This window comes from Bacillus sp. LLTC93 (assembly GCF_002993125.1).
Lineage (GTDB): Bacteria > Bacillota > Bacilli > Bacillales > Bacillaceae > Bacillus > Bacillus zhangzhouensis.
Genome location: NZ_PVME01000004.1, coordinates 183,016 through 201,556, shown reverse-complemented (window position 1 = coordinate 201,556; position 18,541 = coordinate 183,016). Strand labels below are relative to the sequence as shown.

The 18,541-nt window shown below is 42.0% G+C and carries 17 protein-coding genes and 1 riboswitch; of the genes, 6 read left to right on the top strand and 11 right to left on the bottom strand.

Annotated elements, in window-relative coordinates; genetic code table 11:
• Positions 1-41 precede the first annotated feature (41 nt).
• Positions 42-134: riboswitch (cyclic di-GMP riboswitch) on the bottom strand.
• A 367-nt stretch (positions 135-501) separates the two neighbouring features.
• From C6W18_RS14805 to C6W18_RS14780, 6 genes are read right to left on the bottom strand one after another with little or no spacing between them, the layout of a single operon-like run.
• Complete coding sequence (locus C6W18_RS14805; RefSeq protein WP_105928042.1) at positions 502-1,305, bottom strand: ABC transporter permease; 804 nt, start codon at positions 1,303-1,305, stop codon at positions 502-504.
• A complete protein-coding gene (locus tag C6W18_RS14800; protein ID WP_034320744.1) occupies positions 1,298-2,167 on the bottom strand; it encodes an ABC transporter permease in 870 nt (289 codons plus the stop codon). The genes C6W18_RS14805 and C6W18_RS14800 overlap by 8 nt, the downstream gene beginning before the upstream one ends.
• The gene (locus tag C6W18_RS14795; RefSeq protein WP_034320741.1) at positions 2,167-3,258 is read right to left on the bottom strand and encodes an ABC transporter ATP-binding protein; all 1,092 of its coding nucleotides are present in this window, start codon (positions 3,256-3,258) and stop codon (positions 2,167-2,169) included. The genes C6W18_RS14800 and C6W18_RS14795 overlap by 1 nt, the downstream gene beginning before the upstream one ends.
• Before the next feature lie 8 nt (positions 3,259-3,266).
• Entirely contained in the window at positions 3,267-4,349 is a 1,083-nt protein-coding gene (locus C6W18_RS14790) for an ABC transporter substrate-binding protein (RefSeq protein ID WP_034320738.1), read from the bottom strand.
• Positions 4,346-6,331 carry a hydantoinase B/oxoprolinase family protein gene (locus tag C6W18_RS14785; RefSeq protein ID WP_105928041.1) on the bottom strand — a complete coding sequence of 662 codons (1,986 nt, stop codon included), beginning with the start codon at positions 6,329-6,331 and terminating at the stop codon, positions 4,346-4,348. The genes C6W18_RS14790 and C6W18_RS14785 overlap by 4 nt, the downstream gene beginning before the upstream one ends.
• Positions 6,321-8,390, bottom strand: a complete 2,070-nt coding sequence (locus C6W18_RS14780) for a hydantoinase/oxoprolinase family protein (protein WP_105928040.1) — start codon at positions 8,388-8,390, stop codon at positions 6,321-6,323. Before C6W18_RS14780 ends, C6W18_RS14785 begins: the two co-directional genes overlap by 11 nt.
• 359 nt (positions 8,391-8,749) lie before the next feature.
• On the opposite strand from C6W18_RS14780, the gene C6W18_RS14775 reads away from it, so the two are divergent.
• The 3 genes from C6W18_RS14775 to C6W18_RS14765 all read left to right on the top strand — a co-directional run bounded on the left by C6W18_RS14775 (position 8,750) and on the right by C6W18_RS14765 (position 11,482).
• Positions 8,750-9,178, top strand: coding sequence for a NucA/NucB deoxyribonuclease domain-containing protein (locus tag C6W18_RS14775; RefSeq protein ID WP_034320729.1), 429 nt, complete (start codon positions 8,750-8,752; stop codon positions 9,176-9,178).
• A 127-nt stretch (positions 9,179-9,305) separates the two neighbouring features.
• On the top strand, positions 9,306-11,003 hold the full coding sequence (locus tag C6W18_RS14770; RefSeq protein ID WP_034320726.1) for a methyl-accepting chemotaxis protein: 1,698 nt from the start codon (positions 9,306-9,308) through the stop codon (positions 11,001-11,003).
• Positions 11,004-11,095: 92 nt separating this feature from the next.
• Positions 11,096-11,482, top strand: a complete 387-nt coding sequence (locus tag C6W18_RS14765) for a competence protein ComJ (RefSeq protein ID WP_105928039.1) — start codon at positions 11,096-11,098, stop codon at positions 11,480-11,482.
• A gap of 1 nt (position 11,483) precedes the next feature.
• Here C6W18_RS14765 and C6W18_RS14760 read toward each other — a convergent pair whose 3' ends face one another.
• Both C6W18_RS14760 and C6W18_RS14755 read right to left on the bottom strand, forming a co-directional pair.
• Positions 11,484-12,290 carry an AAC(3) family N-acetyltransferase gene (locus C6W18_RS14760; protein WP_105928038.1) on the bottom strand — a complete coding sequence of 269 codons (807 nt, stop codon included), beginning with the start codon at positions 12,288-12,290 and terminating at the stop codon, positions 11,484-11,486.
• Positions 12,291-12,317: 27 nt separating this feature from the next.
• Positions 12,318-12,734: an Lrp/AsnC family transcriptional regulator gene (locus tag C6W18_RS14755; RefSeq protein WP_189318102.1), complete on the bottom strand. Its 417-nt coding sequence runs from the start codon at positions 12,732-12,734 to the stop codon at positions 12,318-12,320.
• A 116-nt stretch (positions 12,735-12,850) separates the two neighbouring features.
• On the opposite strand from C6W18_RS14755, the gene C6W18_RS14750 reads away from it, so the two are divergent.
• The gene (locus tag C6W18_RS14750) at positions 12,851-13,618 is read left to right on the top strand and encodes an MBL fold metallo-hydrolase (protein ID WP_105928036.1); all 768 of its coding nucleotides are present in this window, start codon (positions 12,851-12,853) and stop codon (positions 13,616-13,618) included.
• A 46-nt stretch (positions 13,619-13,664) separates the two neighbouring features.
• Here the strand turns inward: C6W18_RS14750 and C6W18_RS14745 are convergent, their stop codons facing one another.
• The gene (locus tag C6W18_RS14745) at positions 13,665-13,994 is read right to left on the bottom strand and encodes a YckD family protein (protein WP_105928035.1); all 330 of its coding nucleotides are present in this window, start codon (positions 13,992-13,994) and stop codon (positions 13,665-13,667) included.
• Between the two features lie 181 nt (positions 13,995-14,175).
• Here C6W18_RS14745 and C6W18_RS14740 point away from each other — a divergent pair, with 181 nt between their 5' ends.
• On the top strand, positions 14,176-15,048 hold the full coding sequence (locus tag C6W18_RS14740) for a transporter substrate-binding domain-containing protein (protein ID WP_034320714.1): 873 nt from the start codon (positions 14,176-14,178) through the stop codon (positions 15,046-15,048).
• 12 nt (positions 15,049-15,060) lie between these two features.
• Complete coding sequence (locus C6W18_RS14735; RefSeq protein WP_105928034.1) at positions 15,061-15,738, top strand: amino acid ABC transporter permease; 678 nt, start codon at positions 15,061-15,063, stop codon at positions 15,736-15,738.
• Between the two features lie 70 nt (positions 15,739-15,808).
• Here C6W18_RS14735 and C6W18_RS14730 read toward each other — a convergent pair whose 3' ends face one another.
• Positions 15,809-17,107: an arsenic transporter gene (locus C6W18_RS14730; RefSeq protein ID WP_105928033.1), complete on the bottom strand. Its 1,299-nt coding sequence runs from the start codon at positions 17,105-17,107 to the stop codon at positions 15,809-15,811.
• A 123-nt stretch (positions 17,108-17,230) separates the two neighbouring features.
• Entirely contained in the window at positions 17,231-18,463 is a 1,233-nt protein-coding gene (locus C6W18_RS14725; RefSeq protein ID WP_105928032.1) for a PucR family transcriptional regulator, read from the bottom strand.
• Positions 18,464-18,541: the final 78 nt, after the last annotated feature.

The following is an 18,541-nucleotide window of genomic DNA, read 5'->3' as shown; positions in this document are numbered from 1 at the left end:
AGGAGCCCACCCCGAATAAAACGGAGAGACTCCCATTTTGATTCGGTAGCCTGCCGACCTTAGCAAAAAAACAACTTTTACCTTAGGACATGGCTTTGCGTCTCTATGTTTCCATAGATTTGCCTTTTTCTTCTTTTCTTTTAGATATTTTCTATTTACGTCCACTTTATATGAAATTATTGTTTTTTTCACCGAAAAATGGGTGTAAAGATTCATGCGTTATGCCGAAGGGATCACATCATAATTTACGATATTTACCGAAAATAACTAATAATAGTTGCGCATCACCGAAAATAATCGACTAAATACCGCAAAAATTTCATGTTTTCCCTTAAATTTTGCAAATATGACCGAAAATGTAGGAGAGAGGTCTCCTTTCGTTTCTTGCAATTTCTTAAATCTTAAGAACTATATTCCCTGAAACTCCGAAAATTTTTACCATAAAAACAATACAAAAAGAGCTGCCATTTCAAATGACAGCTCCTTGTTTCTTCATTATATTTACATCACCTTAGACAAACCAATCGTTTTCTCAATAATGAGCAACGCAATGATAGAAATGATAATAAATATGACAGATATCGCATTGACACTTGGATCAAAGGTTTGCTCAATGTAATTAAACGTCCTCACTGGAATCGTAATGGTTTGGGGAGTGGAGACGAACAAACTGATCGATATTTCCCCAAATGACGTCACAGCTGAAAACACTCCGCCTGCAATGATCCCTGGCTTGATCAAAGGCAGCGTCACTCGAAAGAATGTACGAATGGGTCCTGCGCCAAGATTCATTGAAGCTAGCTCAAGTCGTGGATCAAGATTCGAGACACTAACGCCTACCGTTCGAACCACATATGGAAAACCAATGATGACGTGACCAATGACTAGCGCCCACAAAGAACCTGTAAAGCCCATAGCTGTAAACAAATAAAGCATTGCAATCCCTAACACCACCTGAGGAATCATGAGAGGTGAAAGAATAAAGGCTTGGATGGCCTCTTTTCCCTTAAAGGAAAGCCTCGCTAAAGCATACGAAGCCATTGTTCCTAAAAGAACAGTAAGAGGCGTCACGATAAGTAGCAGAATGACACTGATACGCAGAGATTCCATCCATTCTGGATTTGACACCACCTCATGAAACCAACGAACGGAGAACGATGTCGGTGGGAATTCAGGAAATGCATTCGGGCTAAAAGCAGAAAGAACAATGACAAGAACAGGTATGGTTAAAAAGAGATAAACCAATGAGCCAGCAGTCCAAATCAGGATCGAAAGAAAGCGGTCACCAATTGACTTTTTACGCATGCATCCTCGCCTCCCAACGCTTCAATAGATAGCTTAGTAGACTGACCACCACAAGCACACACACCAACAAAGTAAACGACATGGCAGCAGCAAGAGGCAAGTTATAGACCTGCATGACTTGCTGATAAATAGACAGCGGCAATAGCGGCTGCATCCTTCCGCCGACTAAAAGCGGGGTGATATAGCTGCCTGCTGCTAGTGAGAAGACAATAATCGCTCCAGTGATCATGCCTGGAATGGTAAGTGGTAGAGTCACATGAAAAAAGGTTCGAATACGGCCAGCTCCAAGGCTCATAGAAGCCAGTCTTAAATGACGATCCATATCGGTCAAGCTTGTTGCGATAGGAAGCACTGCAAAAGGCAGCATGACTTGAACATAAGCAATAATCACCGCATTCATATTCCAGAGCATAGATAGCGGCTTCTCAATCACATGTAAATCTAATAACATGCCATTAATCAGACCATTTTGCGAGAGAAGAACGATCCATGCAAACGTCCGAATAACAACACTTGTCAAAAGCGGCGATACAAGTAAGATATAGAAAAATGCCCGTAGCCGTCGGTTAGGTGCCTTGACTAGTAAGTACGCTGCGGGATATGCCATCAATAAACAAATCACCGTTGTCTGCAAGGCCACCCACACTGTACTTCCGATCGCCTTCACATATGCATCTGTCGTGAACACATGAATATATTGAGAAAAGCTGTATGTTTGTAATGTATTCATCATCGAATCAACATCACGAAAACTGAGGACGAACATCATCACAAGTGGAGCCAGAAGAAATACAACAAGAAACAAACAGGCTGGCAGCAGCATAAACCAATGAAATCGTTGATTCTTTTTTTTGATTCGCATCACGTATGCACCTTCGAATCTAAGAAAACGACATCTTCAGGCTGCCAATTGATATGGACAGTTTCTCCAACCTCCGGCAACTGTGGAAATGCTGCATCTGATGCATGTACTATGATTTCACCTTTATCAAGCCCCACGACCAAACGTAATGAGTGCCCGATATAACTGACATCTGCTAAAACACCTGTGACATGGTTTGGCTGAAATTCCTCTTTGACAGAAGATATGCTGATTCTCTCAGGACGCAGCATGAGTAGATACTTCTCTCTCTTTCTTTTATGCCCTGCAGGCTTCAGCTGAACATGCTGTCCGTTTGACTGGGTTAAATGCGGAACAGTGAATGTGGAACCAGCTTCATCATACACTGCCTCAAATAGATTGACCTGTCCGATAAATTCAGCGACAAATCGATTGTTTGGCTGACGATACACTTCTAAAGGCGTCCCAATCTGCTGGATTCTTCCCTCTCCTAAAATCCCAATCCGGTCAGATAGACTTAAGGCTTCTTCCTGATCATGTGTCACGAGAATGGTCGTAATCCCGACATTCCTTTGAATATTTCGAAGCTCAGTCTGCATATTTTTTCTTAGTTTTGCATCTAGGTTGCTGAGAGGTTCATCAAGAAGGAGAACAGACGGCTGAATCGCAAGCGCCCTAGCAATGGCTACCCGCTGCTGCTGACCACCGCTCAATTGGTGCGGCATACGTTTCGCATATTCCTCCAATTGAACAAGAGATAAACTCTCCATGACCTTTTGTTTGATTTCTGCCTTCTTTTTCTTTTGAACCTTCAACCCGTACGCCACATTATCAAATACGGTGAGATGAGGGAAAAGCGCGTAGCTTTGAAAGACCATACCCGTTTTTCTTTGATAAGGCGGTAAAGCTGTCACATCCTGATCGCCAATATAGACGACTCCTTTTGTCGGTTCTAAAAAACCGCCAATGATGTTTAATAACGTTGATTTTCCGCAGCCACTAGGGCCAAGAAGGGAGAAAAACTCTCCCTCATGCACCGTAAGACTGACATCATCAAGAGCAATCTGCTCACCGAAATGCTGGCTGATGTGTTCTAAATGGATTCCACTCATGCGATCACCTATTTTCCTCCGCCTAATACTTCGTTCCATCGATTTGTCCAATTACCAAGCTCCGAAGTCGCTGTTTCGTAATCTACCCAAGTCAGCTTGCTATAATAATTCTCTCCAACCTTCACTTTCCCCTTAATCTTGTCACCGTATTTCACATCAGAATTCGACATGCCATAATATGATTTTTCAGAGAAAGCCTCCTGGGCTTCTTTTCCGCTTAAATAGTTTAATAGTTTGTAAGCAGCTTCCTCATGCTGACTTCCTTTCGTTAAAGCCCAGCTCGCAACAGCTGCAACAGCGCCTTCCTTCGGATATGAGAAACCAATATCCATTCCTTCTTCTTCAAGAGCAAATGATCGGCCATCCCAATATGGAACTGCCGCAACGTCACCTCGTTCTAACAAGGTTTGAATAGACCCTGGGTTATCTGGAAAAGCAGCTACATGCCCTTTTAATTGTGCTAGGCTTTTAAATGCTTTGTCGATATCCTTAGGATTCGATTCTGTTCCCCCTTGAGCGTGGACAAGCGCAGAGAAAAATTGCAAGCCGGCTGAATAGGTCGGAGAAGAAATAGCCACCTTTCCTTTAAGCTGACTGCTCCAAAGGTCTGTCCAGCTGTTTGGCTCCTGCTTGACAAGGTCTTTTCTATAAGCAATTCCTAGCTGCCCCATACTAAAGCCTGCTGCATATTGTTTTCCGTCAACAGTGAGCTTCTTTTGAACAGAACGATAAAGTTTTTTCACATTCGGTGCTTGATCTTCGTCAATAGGATTAAGTACGTTTGCTGCAATGCCTCTTTGAATCGTATCAGGCTGTAAAATCAGCAAATCATACGGTGGATTTTTACCATTTGATGCTTTTAATTTCGTAAACCATTCAGAATCCGCCCCAGAGACGGTTTGAACTTTTATTCCCGTATCTTTTTCAAACTTTTCAAGGATTGGCTTAATATTCTTTTCCCAATCGCCGCCGTATACGCCAACGATGACAGTCTGCTGTTTGCTTTGATCCTGTCCATTTCCACCGCAAGCAGTCAGCAATAGAACCATTGATAGGATGCCTGCAAAAATAGTGATTAATCTTCTTTTCATGATTCATTTCCCCCTTTTTGTTCATTCATTTGACGAAGTGCTTGAATAACATCTGTCTTTGTTAACGGTTCATTTCTATGACTGAAATGGGTATGAACCGCATGTTTATAGTGCGAACGTTCATTAGCTGGGTATGAACGCAGCTGAATAGCAAGTTCGCTGCTTGCTTCGTCCGTCCATACTTTCTCATAAGCTACTCTTTGTTCTCCAAAATCCCACACGACGTCAGTATCATCATCAATCTTTTCGCGAAGCCACTTGCTCTGCTCTTCGTCAATTTTCCATTCATTTTGGTCTCGATAGACTTTAACACCATATTGTTCCAGCGCTCGTTCTTCACTTAAAAGACCTGCTTCCACTTCCTGAAGGACTTTTTCTTTCTTTCTAGCAAATGGGTTCCCCCAGCCTCCTCCACTTGGTGAAACCAATTGAACAATATCGCCTTTTTCAAGACGCAGGACATCTATTTTTGGCTGGTCTTGTTTTTCCCCATTTGCTGTGATCAGCTTTACCTCACCAACAGCTCCCGCTCGGCCGCCCATTAATCCCCAAGGTTGAAACTTCATCCGTTCCATTCCTCGTGCTGTCACCATGGATTCAGGCTTGATCATCTCAAATTCCAAACCGATCGCATGCCCGCCTCTAGTTTCTCCCGCTCCACCTGTGTTCGGCAGAAGCTCATATCGGTGAACATGAATATCAATATGCTGTTCCAAGCTCTCAATCGGTGTATTCTTTAAAAAGCCTGATGAATGATCAATACCATCCACTCCATCAGCACCTTTTTGAGCACCACCGCCTCCACCTAATGGTTCGACAACTGACATCTTCCTGCCTCCTGTTTGATCATCAGGAACAGAGAGAACAACAATGGCAGATTGACCAGCACCTGCTGCAGGTACTGCTGCAGGTAATAGTTTACCAATGGCGCCTAACACGACATTGTACAGCCTCATCGTAATCGAATGCCGAATACCGACAGAAGCTGGATATTCTGGATGTACAAGCGTTCCTTTAGGAGAAATCACTTCGATTGGATATGTAATCCCACCATTGATCGGTATAAAAGGATCTTTACTAATGATGTAATTAATCAATCCTTGATATAGGAAGGAATGCTTCTGACCATTGGTGACAAGGTTAAAGGCCGTTTTTACTTGCGGGTCACACTCAGAAAAATCGAGCGTCAGCTTATTTCCTTTGACCGTTAACGTGATTTTCAATCGGATAGGCACGTCTGAGATCATATCATCATCCAAATAATCAGCGAATTCGCTCGTTCCATCAGGAATAGCTTCAATGACCTTTCCTGCACGATCCTCGGCTTGCTTCAGCAGGTCAATCATTCCTTGTTTCACTTCGTTTTTCCCAAATTTCTCGATCATTTCTTTTAACCGAATATCCGCTGTATTTACTGCGGCAATCATCGCATTGATATCCCCATCATTTAAATGACTGGTTCGACTGTTGGCTCTTAAAAAGGTACGAACCACCTGATTCTCTTTTCCGCCTTCATAAATTTTCACTGGCGGTATTCTTAATCCTTCTTGATGAACATCCGTCGCAGTCGGTGAAATACTCGAAGGCACAAGTCCGCCCACATCACTTACATGAACAAAAGACCAGGCATAGCTTACAATTTCTCCATCTACAAAAATAGGTTTAATGATATGGACATCTGGCAGATGAGTCGCTAAACCATCTGTTGTATAGGGGTCATTTGTGATGATAATATCTCCTGGCTGCATCGGTCCGCTTTCTTCAATCGCTTTTTTTAGACTCAGCCCTAGAAAGATCGTCACACCGACTGTCTTCGGATAAACAAAGAAATCACCAGAAGGCGTGGCTAATGCTGTCGCAAAATCAGCAGATTCTTTTACGAAGGTCGTAAATGACGTCCGCTCAATGACATGCCCCATGCCTGATGCAATCGCATTAAAATAACTGCGCATCATCTCAAGCTTTGCTGGATCAGTTCTCATGTAAAGCCGCCTCCCTTGAAATCACTAAGTTTCCTGATGGATCAATACTGCCTAACCAGTTTGGTAGGATCAATGTTGTCGTATCATCCTGCTCAATAATGGCAGGTCCTTTTACGACAGAACCTACTGACAGAGTATCTCGGTTATAAACAGATGCTTCGTACTCTTTTTCTTCTATAAAGATACGTCTACATTCATGTGGCTCCAAAGACTGTCCGCTGCTTTCATGAACAGGAGAGAAAGGCAGCGGCGGCGTCTCGCCTATGACTCGAACTCGTAAATGCGTAAATTCAATGTTCGCCTGATCGTCTCTATGTCCATATTGACGCTTATGCAGTTTGTGAAATGCTTCAGTGAGTTGCTCGATGTCTTGTTCTTGCCTCAGCCAATCAGCTGATAATGGCAATTCAATCTCAAATGCCTGCCCTTGGTAGCGTGCGTCCGCCAATAATAGAATAGATGTCTGGTTGATATGTTGAATGTTTTGCTGACTGAACCAATCAGTTGCTTTACGTGAAAGCATCTCATAATCTTGTTTTAATTGATCTATCGTATAGTCTTGTAAACATATTTTTTTAGACAACACCGCATCATGAATAAAATCAGCTGTGAGAGCACCTAACGCACATAATGTGCCAGGACTTGGAGGAACGACCACATTTTTTGCATGAATTTCTCTTGCAAGGAAATTTGCCACAACAGGTCCTGCGCCGCCAAACGCTAGCAAACTAAAATCTCTCGGGTCAAACCCTTGCTGCTCCATGACATTGCTTAATTCCGTGTACATATTGGCTACAGCTACTTGAATCAGCTGGTCAGCCGCCTGTTCAACCGTTTTATGAAGCTGATCTGCAATTGGCTGAAAGGCCATTTTCGCTGCAGACAGCTGCAATTGTAAATGTCCGCCGGCAAAACGTTCTTGATTGAGATAACCGCATATGAGAAACGCATCGGTTAAAGCTGCTTTCTCTCCCTTTCCATACGAAGCTGGACCCGGCTGCGAGCCAACGGATTCCGGTCCTGCTTTTAAAAGTCCGCCCTGATCAATCCACGCTACAGAACCTCCACCTGCTCCTATTGAATACATCGCAACAGATGGAAGAATGATAGGAAAACCTGAAAGCTGATTTGATTGGGCCATTGTAGGCTGCCCATTTTGAATGATCGAGATATCCGCACTTGTACCCCCAACATCAAAAGTGATCAGATTGGATTCGTTCGCAGATGCTGCGATTCTTGCTGCACCAATGACACCAGCTGCCGGACCAGAAAAAAGGGTTTTAACGGGTGAGGTTGCTGCACTTTCTGCATCCATCAACCCACCATTTGATTGCGTAATGTATGGAGAAGTTGGTACACCTTCTTCTTTCAAGCGGCTTTTCAATGTTTGTAAATACTGTTTCACCTTTGGTTGAATGTACAAATTGACAACCGACATCACTGTACGCTCGTATTCCCTCATTTGAGGCCATAATTCAGATGAAGTAAGGACTTCTAACTGCGGGTAATGATGGTTGATATAGGATTTTGCTTGTAATTCATGAACAGGATTTTGATAACTATGTAAAAAAGAAATGACAATACCTGCTAGCTTTTTGGATATGACCTGCTGGACAGCATCATCTAATTGCTGCAGATGGAGAGGTTTTTTGATCGTACCATCGTGTATCAACCTTTCAGAGATTGGATATACATGCTTTCGTGGTATCAATGGTTCTGGCAAACGAGAATTGAAGTCATAAGGAATGGGTAATCGTAAACGTTGTAGTGACAAAATATCTTGAAAACCTTCCGTCACAAAAAGGGCTAGATCTGCTCCTTTTCGCTGCAATAATGTATTAAGACCGATTGTCATTCCGTGTACGAGATATTGGATTTTGGATAAATCAACACCTCTCTCTTTTAGAAGATTTAGCCCATTGATAATCCCCTGGGCTGGGTCATCAGTCACTGTGGGTGTTTTGAGTTCGGTCAGCTCCCCTGTTGCTTCATTCATGAGCGATAAATCAGTAAATGTTCCGCCTATGTCTATTCCGAGCCGATAAGAGACATCCGCCATTTGTACTTCCCTCCCGCAATGTAAATGGAATCATATTTTGATAAATTACGACATTTTTTGATATTTGACTCCATATTATTAAAGCAGATCGGTCTAGTCAATTTTATTTTTTTAAAATTTCTGTGTGTTAAAATCTTGAAATTAGCCCAAAAAGCAGTGATAAAGCCGTTTTGCATAAGCAGAATCATTTTATGAGCAGCAAAATTAAAATTTTTATGATTTCCTACAAATATGAAACAAGAAAAAACGATTAAAAAGCGTTTTTAGAACTTTAAAAGACGTTTTTTCAAAACCAGGAGAAATTGGTAAGTAATTCTGCTATACTTCTGTTTACAAAATAAGAAAGAGAGCTAGCATCTATGAAACTTCTTAAAACCATTCTCTTGCTTTTATTGATTGTCATTGGTGTAGCAACAGGCTATATCCAGCTGGAGCAAAGTAAACAAGAGACGACGAATTCATCTTACGATAAAACCATTCACTTTCCATCAGATCGTTATCCAGAAACAGCGAAGCACATTGAAGAGGCAATTGATGAAGGTCAATCCTCCATTTGTACGATTGATCGTAAAAATAGCGATGAGCAGAGAGACCGATCACTTCGGGGCATCCCAACAAAGCGCGGATATGATCGGGACGAATGGCCGATGGCGATGTGTAAAGAAGGAGGCACAGGAGCTTCTGTTAAATATGTACGTCCTTCAGATAACAGGGGAGCAGGCTCTTGGGTAAGTCATCAATTATCGGATGATCCTGATGGCACAAGAATTCAATTTATCATTGATTAGTCCCTTTCATCTTTTCTACATTAAAAAAAGTTTCACGTAACTGTATACAGGTATTTTAAACATTTTTTTCATGCCGATAATCCTTAAGGAGGGATACCCTACCTTATACCTAAAGGAGTCAAAAAGCATGAAGAAAAAGGGAAAACTGAGGCTTGGTGCCAAAATAATGGTGATCTTTTTAAGTGTCCTCATCGTATTTTCAGCGGTTGTTGGTTATGTGGTGAATCGCGAAATGACAGAGAACATCAAGCAAATGGCCACCGAAAAAGCAAAAGGTGATTTAAAACTAGGATACGCCTACCTAAATGAAAAGGTTGCTGGCTCATGGCAGATTAAAGAGGACAAGCTATACAAAGGCGATACCCAAATCAATGATCATGACACATTGGTTGATCAATTAGCCAATTACACTGGAGATACAATCACGATTTTTCAAGGAAATACCCGTGTCGCCACGAATGTCATGGTAAATGGGAAACGAGCTGTGGGTACAGAAGTCTCACCTGAAGTAAAGGCCACTGTTTTAGATAAAGGAGAAAATTATTACGGAACAGCAAATGTTGCCGGGAAAGACTATCAAACGGCGTATATGCCCATCAAAGATGAAGCAGGCGAAACGATTGGTATTTTTTATACCGGTGCAAATCAAAGCATGATTTCACAAATGCTTCAGTCATTCTATATTCAATTTGTCATTGTCCTGCTGTTAAGTCTCATCGTTTCTGTTATCATAATTTCTATTTTCACAAAACGGATTCAGACACGCCTCAAGCACATGGCTTCTGCTATTAAGAGTGCAGGCGAAGGAAATTTGACAATCAATGTGACGGATCACGCAGGCGATGAACTTTCTGAACTGGCAGGTCATTTTAATAAGATGCGGGAAAAATTAAATCAAACCATTTTAAATGTCATGAATACGTCTGATTTAGTAGCCACCTCCTCTGAGCAGCTATCAGCTAGCGCAGAAGAAACGAGTGCAGCATCAGAAAAAATCACTCACACCATCCAGGAAGTTGCTCAGTCGTCAGAACAACAATCGGATCAAATGACAGCAAGCGAACACACGATGATTCAAGTATCCAATGAGCTGACAAACATCACTAACAACGCGGGACAAATGGCAGCAAGAAGTCAATTCGCACAAGAAATGGCCCAAAAAGGTGTACAGAATATTGGAGAAGTGAACTCACAAATGACGTCTATTGCAAAATCAATTGAAGAGAATGGTACAGCGATTCAAGCACTGGAAACACGTTCAGTCGAAATTGACCATATTTCCAAAGTCATTACAGACATCGCCAACCAAACGAATCTTCTTGCTCTTAATGCAGCAATAGAGGCAGCACGAGCAGGTGAACATGGTAAAGGGTTTGCCGTTGTCGCAGACGAAGTGAGAAAGCTCGCTGAAGAATCTCAAGCATCATCAAACATGATTTCTCACCTCATTTCTGAAATACAAAAAGAGATGACTCATTCGACGAGTGCCATAAAACGAGTAAAAGAGGAAGCGGCTCAAGGGGCTGTTCTCATTTCTCATACAGAGGAATCATTTATTGATATCCAGCAGGCAATGAGAGAAATGGCAGATGGCATTAATCATTTATCAAGTGCATCACAAAAAATTGCAGCTTATACAAACGATGCGAAACAATCCTTTGCCTCAATCACAGAAGGCGTTAAACTGACAAGTGAACATTCACAGCAAGTAGCCGGTTTAACAGAAGAACAATTTGCTGCAATGGAAGAAGTAACAGCTTCATCAGAAGCTCTTGCCCATTTAGCAGGAGACTTAAAAGAAATGGTCTCACAATTTCGCATCTAGATCCCTCAAACAGTAGCGCAAGACGGCGACAATCGTCTTGCTGCCTAACATCCCCTTTTCAACATAAATCCATTAATAAAGGAGTTTTTTATATGAATGACTTAAATCAAACCCATTCCTTATCGATCTCCTATCACCAAATCACCGTATACGCTGGAAGCGATACACCCCCTGTGATTGATTGGACAGATGATGACATTCTTCAAGGATTCGCAACTGGAGACCAGGGTGTTTCTTTTGAAGGCGTCAACAATGGAAAGGCTTTTGTGATCGTGACATTAAATGAAAATGAGCCGCCAACATCCGTTGATAGAGTCATAACGGTGCCTTTTACACATTCAAGCGATCAAGTTCATATCACAAGCGTCATGGCACAGGTTCTGTCTTTCTCCATTCCAAAAGGAGACTATCAGCTCACCTGCTACACCTCACAACAACCTGATCAAGATCTCTATTATTTTGATTTCCAGACTGTGTAGATCACGACTGGTCGTACTGTTCAAGCCACTTTTCCGCAAAATCTACCGATTCTCTCACCGGCAATAAATACGAATTGGCAAGCCCGATTTGACCGCGATAATGGGTATATCCTGAATGTAAAAAATCACGACCAATCTGTTCAAATAGTTCTTCTCTAGTAATGATATCCTGATACTCTTTCCATACCCGCCATCCATTTTCTAAAATAGGGGCACCTCGTGTCATGAGGTCTTGCTGAGAGATTCTATATTCAGCTAAGTGGAAAGCTGTATGACTCTCAAATGACGTACCAATCAGCAGCACTTGAGCATCAAGATCGTACATGCGCCCAAGAGGCGAATTTTCTCCTAAACCATAAGAAAGCGCATGGTGTTTCAGAATTTCATGTTTCCTTTTCCCCCAAGCTGTGAATGAAAAATTAGGATGATTGCTTCTCGTCACGCCTGGGTACTTCCAAAACGTTTCCGCTACCTTTCCCATTGCTGTTGGCGTCGTGTGAGCCGGATCAAATGCAGGCATCGTCTCTTTGATCGATTTCCACCATGAATAGGGAACGGGCGGATCAATCCAATCGGCGGGGTCAGACAGTTCTAACGTTTGTGCCGGCATAACCAGTGTTCCCTCTTCTGTTAGGGTTTCCATTAATGCTTGTATGACGGCTACAGCGCCTCCATTCACCCAGCCGACAGATGATAAAGATGAGTGAACACATAAAATCATGCCTTTTTTCACACCAAGTTGAACCAAGTCTGCTTTGATTCTTTCCTTTGTCATCGGTTCAGCTTGATTTTCGATTAATTTTTGCATTATTGATTTCCTCCTGCGGCTCTTCTATTACTGATGGATGAGACGTTTAACCGCAATAGACAATTTATAATTTGCGTAATTTATCAGCTCCGTTAAAAACTGATCAAGCTCATCATGACTGGAGAAATGTCCTTCGGCCATATAACAGCCCTCTCCACTTATTTTAAATAGATTCTTGATTTCTTCCTTTTGATGAAGAAACGACAGCAGTGGTTCATGATGAAGGCTTCGGGTATAGAGCTGCATAAATGTTTGGATGGTCTTCTGAGTCCGCCAATCTACCGAAATGGTATATGCTTCAATCACACCATCTCCTTCTAGCTTTAACACACGATTTGCAACCGCTTGACCGGTTAAATGAACTTTTTCACCTAGTGCTTTCATGGTTAATCGACTGTTCTTTGAGAGTTCTTTTAAAATGTCCATATCTGTTTGATCTAGCATTGGCTCACCTCTTTCAAAAATCAAGTCCTTCCGCTGAAAGACTTTCATGTTCCTCTGTCACATGAAGCTCTTTTAATATACTGTAAACTTAATCAGAAAAAAAGGAGGCCTTTTTGATGAAAATAACACTCATTCGCAATGCTACTTTATACCTTCACTATGGTCAGTCAACTTTCTTAATCGATCCCTTTTTAGCAGAAAAAGGAACATATCCACCGTTCCCTCATACAGCGAATCAACATTTGAACAACCCCATTGTCGATCTGCCTGTAAACATTGATTTAGACAAGATGTTACAGCCGGATGCTGTCCTGCTCACTCATTTACACGTTGATCACTTTGACGATGAGGCGAAAAGGGCATTAGCTCAAGATCAACCAATTTATACTCAATCGGAAAAGGATCGAAAAGAAGTCAAAGAAGCTGGCTTCCAGCATGTCACATGCATTGAAGTTGAAATGGATATTTGCGGTGTTCATATTAGACGTACAGGCGGGCAGCATGGAACAGGAGAAACCGCAAAACGGATGGGACAGGTCAGCGGTTTTGTTTTCTCTCACCCTGATGAACCTACTCTTTATATTGCGGGTGATACCGTTTGGTGTGATGAGCCGAAAGAGGTTGTGAATACATGTAAGCCAGATGTCATTGTGGTCAATAGTGGGGCTGCTCAATTTTTAGAAGGCGATCCGATTACAATGACCAAGGAAGAGATTTTAGACATTCACCGCTCTCAACCAAATGCTCAAATAATCGCTTGTCATCTTGAGGCTGTGAATCATTGCTTGTTAACAAGAGCTACATTGGAAGCTTACATTCAAGAGCATCATGCAGATCAAGCTATTTTTGTCCCTAAAGACGGTGAGACTCTCACCTTCAGATAGGATCGATAAACAAGATAAAACCGGCACCTCTCTGCCGGTTTCATCATTATGGTCGATGGTGCTGAGGTTTTTTCAGTAGTGGAACAAATCCGTTATTTTTTAAGTGATTGTAATGTTCATCCATTCGTTTCGTGATGTGTGTGCCTTGTTCCTTTGTTAACACACCATACTGAACGTATTTCTCAATGACTTCTTTTCGTTTAGAAAGAATTTGCTGCTCCAGCACTTCGATTTGTTTTTGTTGTTCTGTCGTTAATTTTACTTGATGCGTCACTGGACGCTTTTCCATTTGTGGTGTTTCTCCATGGGCCGTTTCCATATGAAAACCAAATAACAGCATCATTGTTAATAAGATCAAGCCACTTATTTTTTTCATATCTTTTGTTCCCTCCTTTATTCGAATTTATTTTGTACGCCCTTTCCTTTTTTATACATTCTTTCACACGTCAAATTGCACATAATATTCTTACTTTTTCGCTTTTCGTCTGAAAACGTTGTCCTAACAGAAAAAGCGTGCTATGTTTTGTTTTGTATAAAAAATAGAGGAGGATTCTTAAATGAGTCGTTTTTATCATAGAAAATCTATATGGGCGATGCTTGTTGTGTCTGCTTTCATGCTTGTCATGTCTGCTTGCAGTCAATCAGGCTCATCTCAGTCTGGAGAATCAAAGTGGGATCAGATTCAAAAGAAAGGGAAAATCGTGGTTGCTACTTCAGGCACCCTTTATCCTACGTCTTACCATGATACATCTAACGGCAAGGATCAGTTGACTGGCTATGAAGTTGAAGTCGTCAAAGAAGCTTTTAAACGCCTTGACGTGAAAGTGGAATTTAAAGAAATGGGCTATGATGGGATGCTGAGCGCCATTAATTCTGGTCAAGTGGATGCCGCTGCAAACGACATCGACATCACAGATGACCGGAAGGATAAGTTTGCATTTTCAACTCCTTATAAATATTCCTACGGAACGGCTATCGTACGGAAAGATGATTTGTCTGGCATTAAAACTTTAAAAGATTTAAAAGGCAAGAAAGCAGCAGGTGCTGCAACGACCATTTACATGGATGTCGCCCGTAAGTACGGTGCAAAAGAAGTCATTTATGATAATGCCACAAACGAGCAATACTTAAAGGATGTCGCAAACGGCCGAACAGATGTCATTTTAAATGATTATTACTTGCAAACACTTGCTCTTGCTGCATTTCCTAAATTAAATATTACGATACACCCTGACTTGAAATACATGCCGAATGAACAAGGTTTTGTGATGAAGAAAGACAACACAGAGCTTCAAAAAGAATTGAATCGTGTAATAAACGACATGAAAAAAGACGGAACCATGAAAAAGATTTCTGAGAAATTCTTTAATCATGCAGACGTCTCAAAGAAAATTGATGCTGATGTCGAAGATGTCGACATTTCCAAATAAGGAGCCACAATCGTGGGAGATATTCATTTAGAATATATATTTAATCCTGCACTGGCAAAGGCGTCGTTTCCGTTTGTCATGAAAGGCATTTGGCTGACGCTGCTCATATCCTTTGTGAGCATGTTTTTTGGCACGATTCTTGGCTTTTTTATTGCCCTTGCCAGAATGGCGAACACGTGGGTTCTTCAGCTGCCTGCACGGCTGTATATCTCATTCATGCGAGGCGTTCCCATTCTGGTGATTTTGTTTATTCTTTATTTCGGATTCCCTTATATCGGCATTGAGTTTACAGCTGTCACTGCTGCCATTATTGGGTTCACCTTCAATAGTGCTGCTTATATTGCAGAAATCAACCGAGCGGCCCTCTCCTCTGTTCCTAGTGGTCAGGTGGAAGCTGCTAAATCACTAGGTCTCAGCTATTGGCAAACCATGCGTGGGGTCATTTTGCCTCAATCCGTTCGCATTGCACTGCCACCATTGACCAATGTCATGCTCGACTTGATCAAAGCCTCCTCACTGGCAGCTATGATTACTGTGCCAGAGCTTTTCCAGCAAGCAAAAATTGTTGGCGGACGAGAATTCGATTATATGACCATGTATATTTTGGTCGCAATGATTTACTGGGGTATTTGCAGTGTGGTCTCATTGCTACAAGACCATTTGGAAAAACGCTATGCGACATATCTGTAACAAAAAAGAGCAGATCCAATCGATCTGCTCTTTTTTTATATTCAGCGTAGATAAGATCTGCACCTTCTCTTTAATGGATCAGCCATAACCACACATATAGCCCCAATAAAGTAAGGATCAATGTTGGGATGGTCAGAATGATTCCAGCTTTCATATATGCGCCCCAAGAGATATGGACGCCTTTTTTCTTCAAGACATGAAGCCACAGCAATGTCGCCAATGAGCCGATTGGGGTCATTTTTGGACCAAGGTTTGAGCCGATGACATTGGCATAAATCAGTCCGTCTCTCATGACGCCTGCTGTATCTGTGTGACCAATGGCAATCGCATCAATTAAAACGGTTGGAAGGTTGTTCATCACAGAAGATAGCACTGCGGCAAGCACTCCCATAAACATCGTTCCTGCAAGCAAACCATGCGATGCCCCTTGTTCAATCCAAGCGGCCAATATCTCTGTAAGACCGACATTCTTCAGTCCATATACGACGACATACATGCCGATAGAGAAAAATACAATGGACCACGGTGCTTCTTTGATCACTCGTTTTGTCGCCACTTGCGGACTTCTTTTCGCCAGCCACAAGAAAGCAAGGGCAATGCCTCCTACAATGATTGACACGGGAATCCCAATCAGTTCCCCGGCAAAATAACCAACAAGCAGACAGCCGAGCACATACCAAGACAAGCGGAACATGCGAACATCTCGAATCGCAGATGCTGGTTCCTTCGCCTGTGACAGATCGTATGTTTTTGGGATAAGCTTTCTATAAAACACATAAAGAACAAGCATGCTCGCTCCAAGCGACACAAGGTTTGGCACAAACATGTTCGCTGTATATTCGAGAAAGCCAATATGAAAATAGTCGGCTGATACGATATTGACGAGGTTGCTAATGACAAATGGCAAGGAGGTGGTATCTGCAATAAAGCCGCTTGCCATCACAAATGGCAGTACCATACGCTCATCCAGCTTCAACGCTCTCACCACAGATAAGACAATAGGGGTTAAAATAAGCGCCGCTCCATCGTTGGCAAAAAAAGCTGCCACCACAGCGCCAAGCAATGTTAAATAAATAAACATGCGGAAACCATTCCCTCTTGCGGCTTTTGCCATATGCAGTGCAGCCCATTCAAAAAACCCGATCTCATCTAAAATTAACGAAATGATAATAATGCCAATAAATGCAAAGGTGGCGTTCCATACAATTTGCGTGACTTCCCATACATCGCTCAGATGAACGACACCAAAGGCAAGAGCCAGAATGGCTCCGCCACATGCTGACCATCCAATGGTTAAACGTCCTGGCTGCCAAATGACAAGGACGAGGGTCATGATGAAAATTAAAATGGCCAAGGTGATTGATCCCAAAGGGTGGCCCCCCTTTCGCTTTTCTCATAAAATCTTTATCTATCATACAACGAAACGCAGCAGTTGTATGCCATTTTCGCATGAAAATCCGCAGGTCTCCCTGTGCACCTGCGGCTTCCATGATTATTGATCTTTTTTCATCAGCATCAATTCAATAAATAACTCACATCGCTGACTAAAATGACTCAAATCAATCGAGGTCATATCAAAGATTTGTTTCATTCGATAGTTTAATGTATTTTGATGAATAAACAACTGCTCCGCAGCTGGCTTTAACTTGCAATTATTCAATAAGTAGACCTCAAGGGTTTTTAAAAAAGAGGTTTGGCTATCGCGGTCTTTTTCCTTCAAACGTAACAAATCTGGATTGAAGTCGTTTTTCTTTTTTTGATGGCTGTAAATCGAGTCTAAGAAACGGAAGACCCCCAGCTTCTCGTAATCATAGGGAATCAGTTCCTGTCTCCCGACAATTTTCACAGCCTTCACTACCTCTATCGCTTCAAATCGACTTGTACTCATTTTCATCACATCGCGATACTCTCTTCCCATCCCAATATACAAAGGGGATGGATGTGAATGCGTTTTCGATTGCAGATGAGCGATAACATCCGCGGCGGTCGCTTTCGGTGAGTGCCGGTCTGATAGACTGCCTAATATGACGACGATGTCTGCTTGAACAGAATAGACATGGTTCACCTTATCCTCTAGCTGCAAATATGTTCTAATGACATCCTTTACATCTTCCGCCGTTTCACTTTTGTTATCGGCAGCGTGAACAACCATGACGGTAAAGACAGCCGGGAGGGGAATGCTTAAGTTCTCAGCCTCCCATTTCAGCTCTTCTTCTGTATAAAAATGATCATCCATGACCTTTTTGAAAAATTCCTCAATTTTGCCTTCCTTTTTCTCCAGCTGTTTTTTATTTTTATAAATAACTTTTCCAACCTGAAAGGAAGCTTCATGCAAAAATTGCAGCTCCTCCTGGGAGAGGGAATCCTCAATGTCCTGCACCCAAATAAAGCCCACAACCTCTTGTTTATGCTTTGCGCTCACAGCCACCCGGCGATTAAAACCAAGCTCCTCATGACCACTCACATAAAAAGGGTTAGAATCTGCGAGAAGCCGCTCGATCACCCCTGTTTTTTTTAACCAATCGACCACAGACCCCGGGCATTCCTTTGAGAAAATCGTTTGCTGATTCACTGGGTCAAACTGCTGAATGCTGTAAGAATTATAAGCAAGTAGCTGACACTCTGTGCTTTCTAAAATGACTGGTTTTTTTAAATAACCGCTAATAAATGCTATTAATTTATCGACATCAAAAAATGTATGAAGCTTTTCTAATATCTCTTCCATCCCGATTGCTCCCTGAATAAGTGATACATTTATCATACTGCTTTCCAGTCAGATTTGTATAGAAACAAGTCGCAGACA

Bases quoted from the DNA above. Each gene is read 5' to 3' on its own strand.
- C6W18_RS14805 (WP_105928042.1), bottom strand. From the start codon at position 1,305: ATGCGTAAAAAGTCAATTGGTGACCGCTTTCTTTCGATCCTGATTTGG.
- C6W18_RS14800 (WP_034320744.1), bottom strand. From the start codon at position 2,167: ATGCGAATCAAAAAAAAGAATCAACGATTTCATTGGTTTATGCTGCTG.
- C6W18_RS14795 (WP_034320741.1), bottom strand. From the start codon at position 3,258: ATGAGTGGAATCCATTTAGAACACATCAGCCAGCATTTCGGTGAGCAG.
- C6W18_RS14790 (WP_034320738.1), bottom strand. From the start codon at position 4,349: ATGAAAAGAAGATTAATCACTATTTTTGCAGGCATCCTATCAATGGTT.
- C6W18_RS14785 (WP_105928041.1), bottom strand. From the start codon at position 6,331: ATGAGAACTGATCCAGCAAAGCTTGAGATGATGCGCAGTTATTTTAAT.
- C6W18_RS14780 (WP_105928040.1), bottom strand. From the start codon at position 8,390: ATGGCGGATGTCTCTTATCGGCTCGGAATAGACATAGGCGGAACATTT.
- C6W18_RS14775 (WP_034320729.1), top strand. From the start codon at position 8,750: ATGAAACTTCTTAAAACCATTCTCTTGCTTTTATTGATTGTCATTGGT.
- C6W18_RS14770 (WP_034320726.1), top strand. From the start codon at position 9,306: ATGAAGAAAAAGGGAAAACTGAGGCTTGGTGCCAAAATAATGGTGATC.
- C6W18_RS14765 (WP_105928039.1), top strand. From the start codon at position 11,096: ATGAATGACTTAAATCAAACCCATTCCTTATCGATCTCCTATCACCAA.
- C6W18_RS14760 (WP_105928038.1), bottom strand. From the start codon at position 12,290: ATGCAAAAATTAATCGAAAATCAAGCTGAACCGATGACAAAGGAAAGA.
- C6W18_RS14755 (WP_189318102.1), bottom strand. From the start codon at position 12,734: ATGCTAGATCAAACAGATATGGACATTTTAAAAGAACTCTCAAAGAAC.
- C6W18_RS14750 (WP_105928036.1), top strand. From the start codon at position 12,851: ATGAAAATAACACTCATTCGCAATGCTACTTTATACCTTCACTATGGT.
- C6W18_RS14745 (WP_105928035.1), bottom strand. From the start codon at position 13,994: ATGAAAAAAATAAGTGGCTTGATCTTATTAACAATGATGCTGTTATTT.
- C6W18_RS14740 (WP_034320714.1), top strand. From the start codon at position 14,176: ATGAGTCGTTTTTATCATAGAAAATCTATATGGGCGATGCTTGTTGTG.
- C6W18_RS14725 (WP_105928032.1), bottom strand. From the start codon at position 18,463: ATGGAAGAGATATTAGAAAAGCTTCATACATTTTTTGATGTCGATAAA.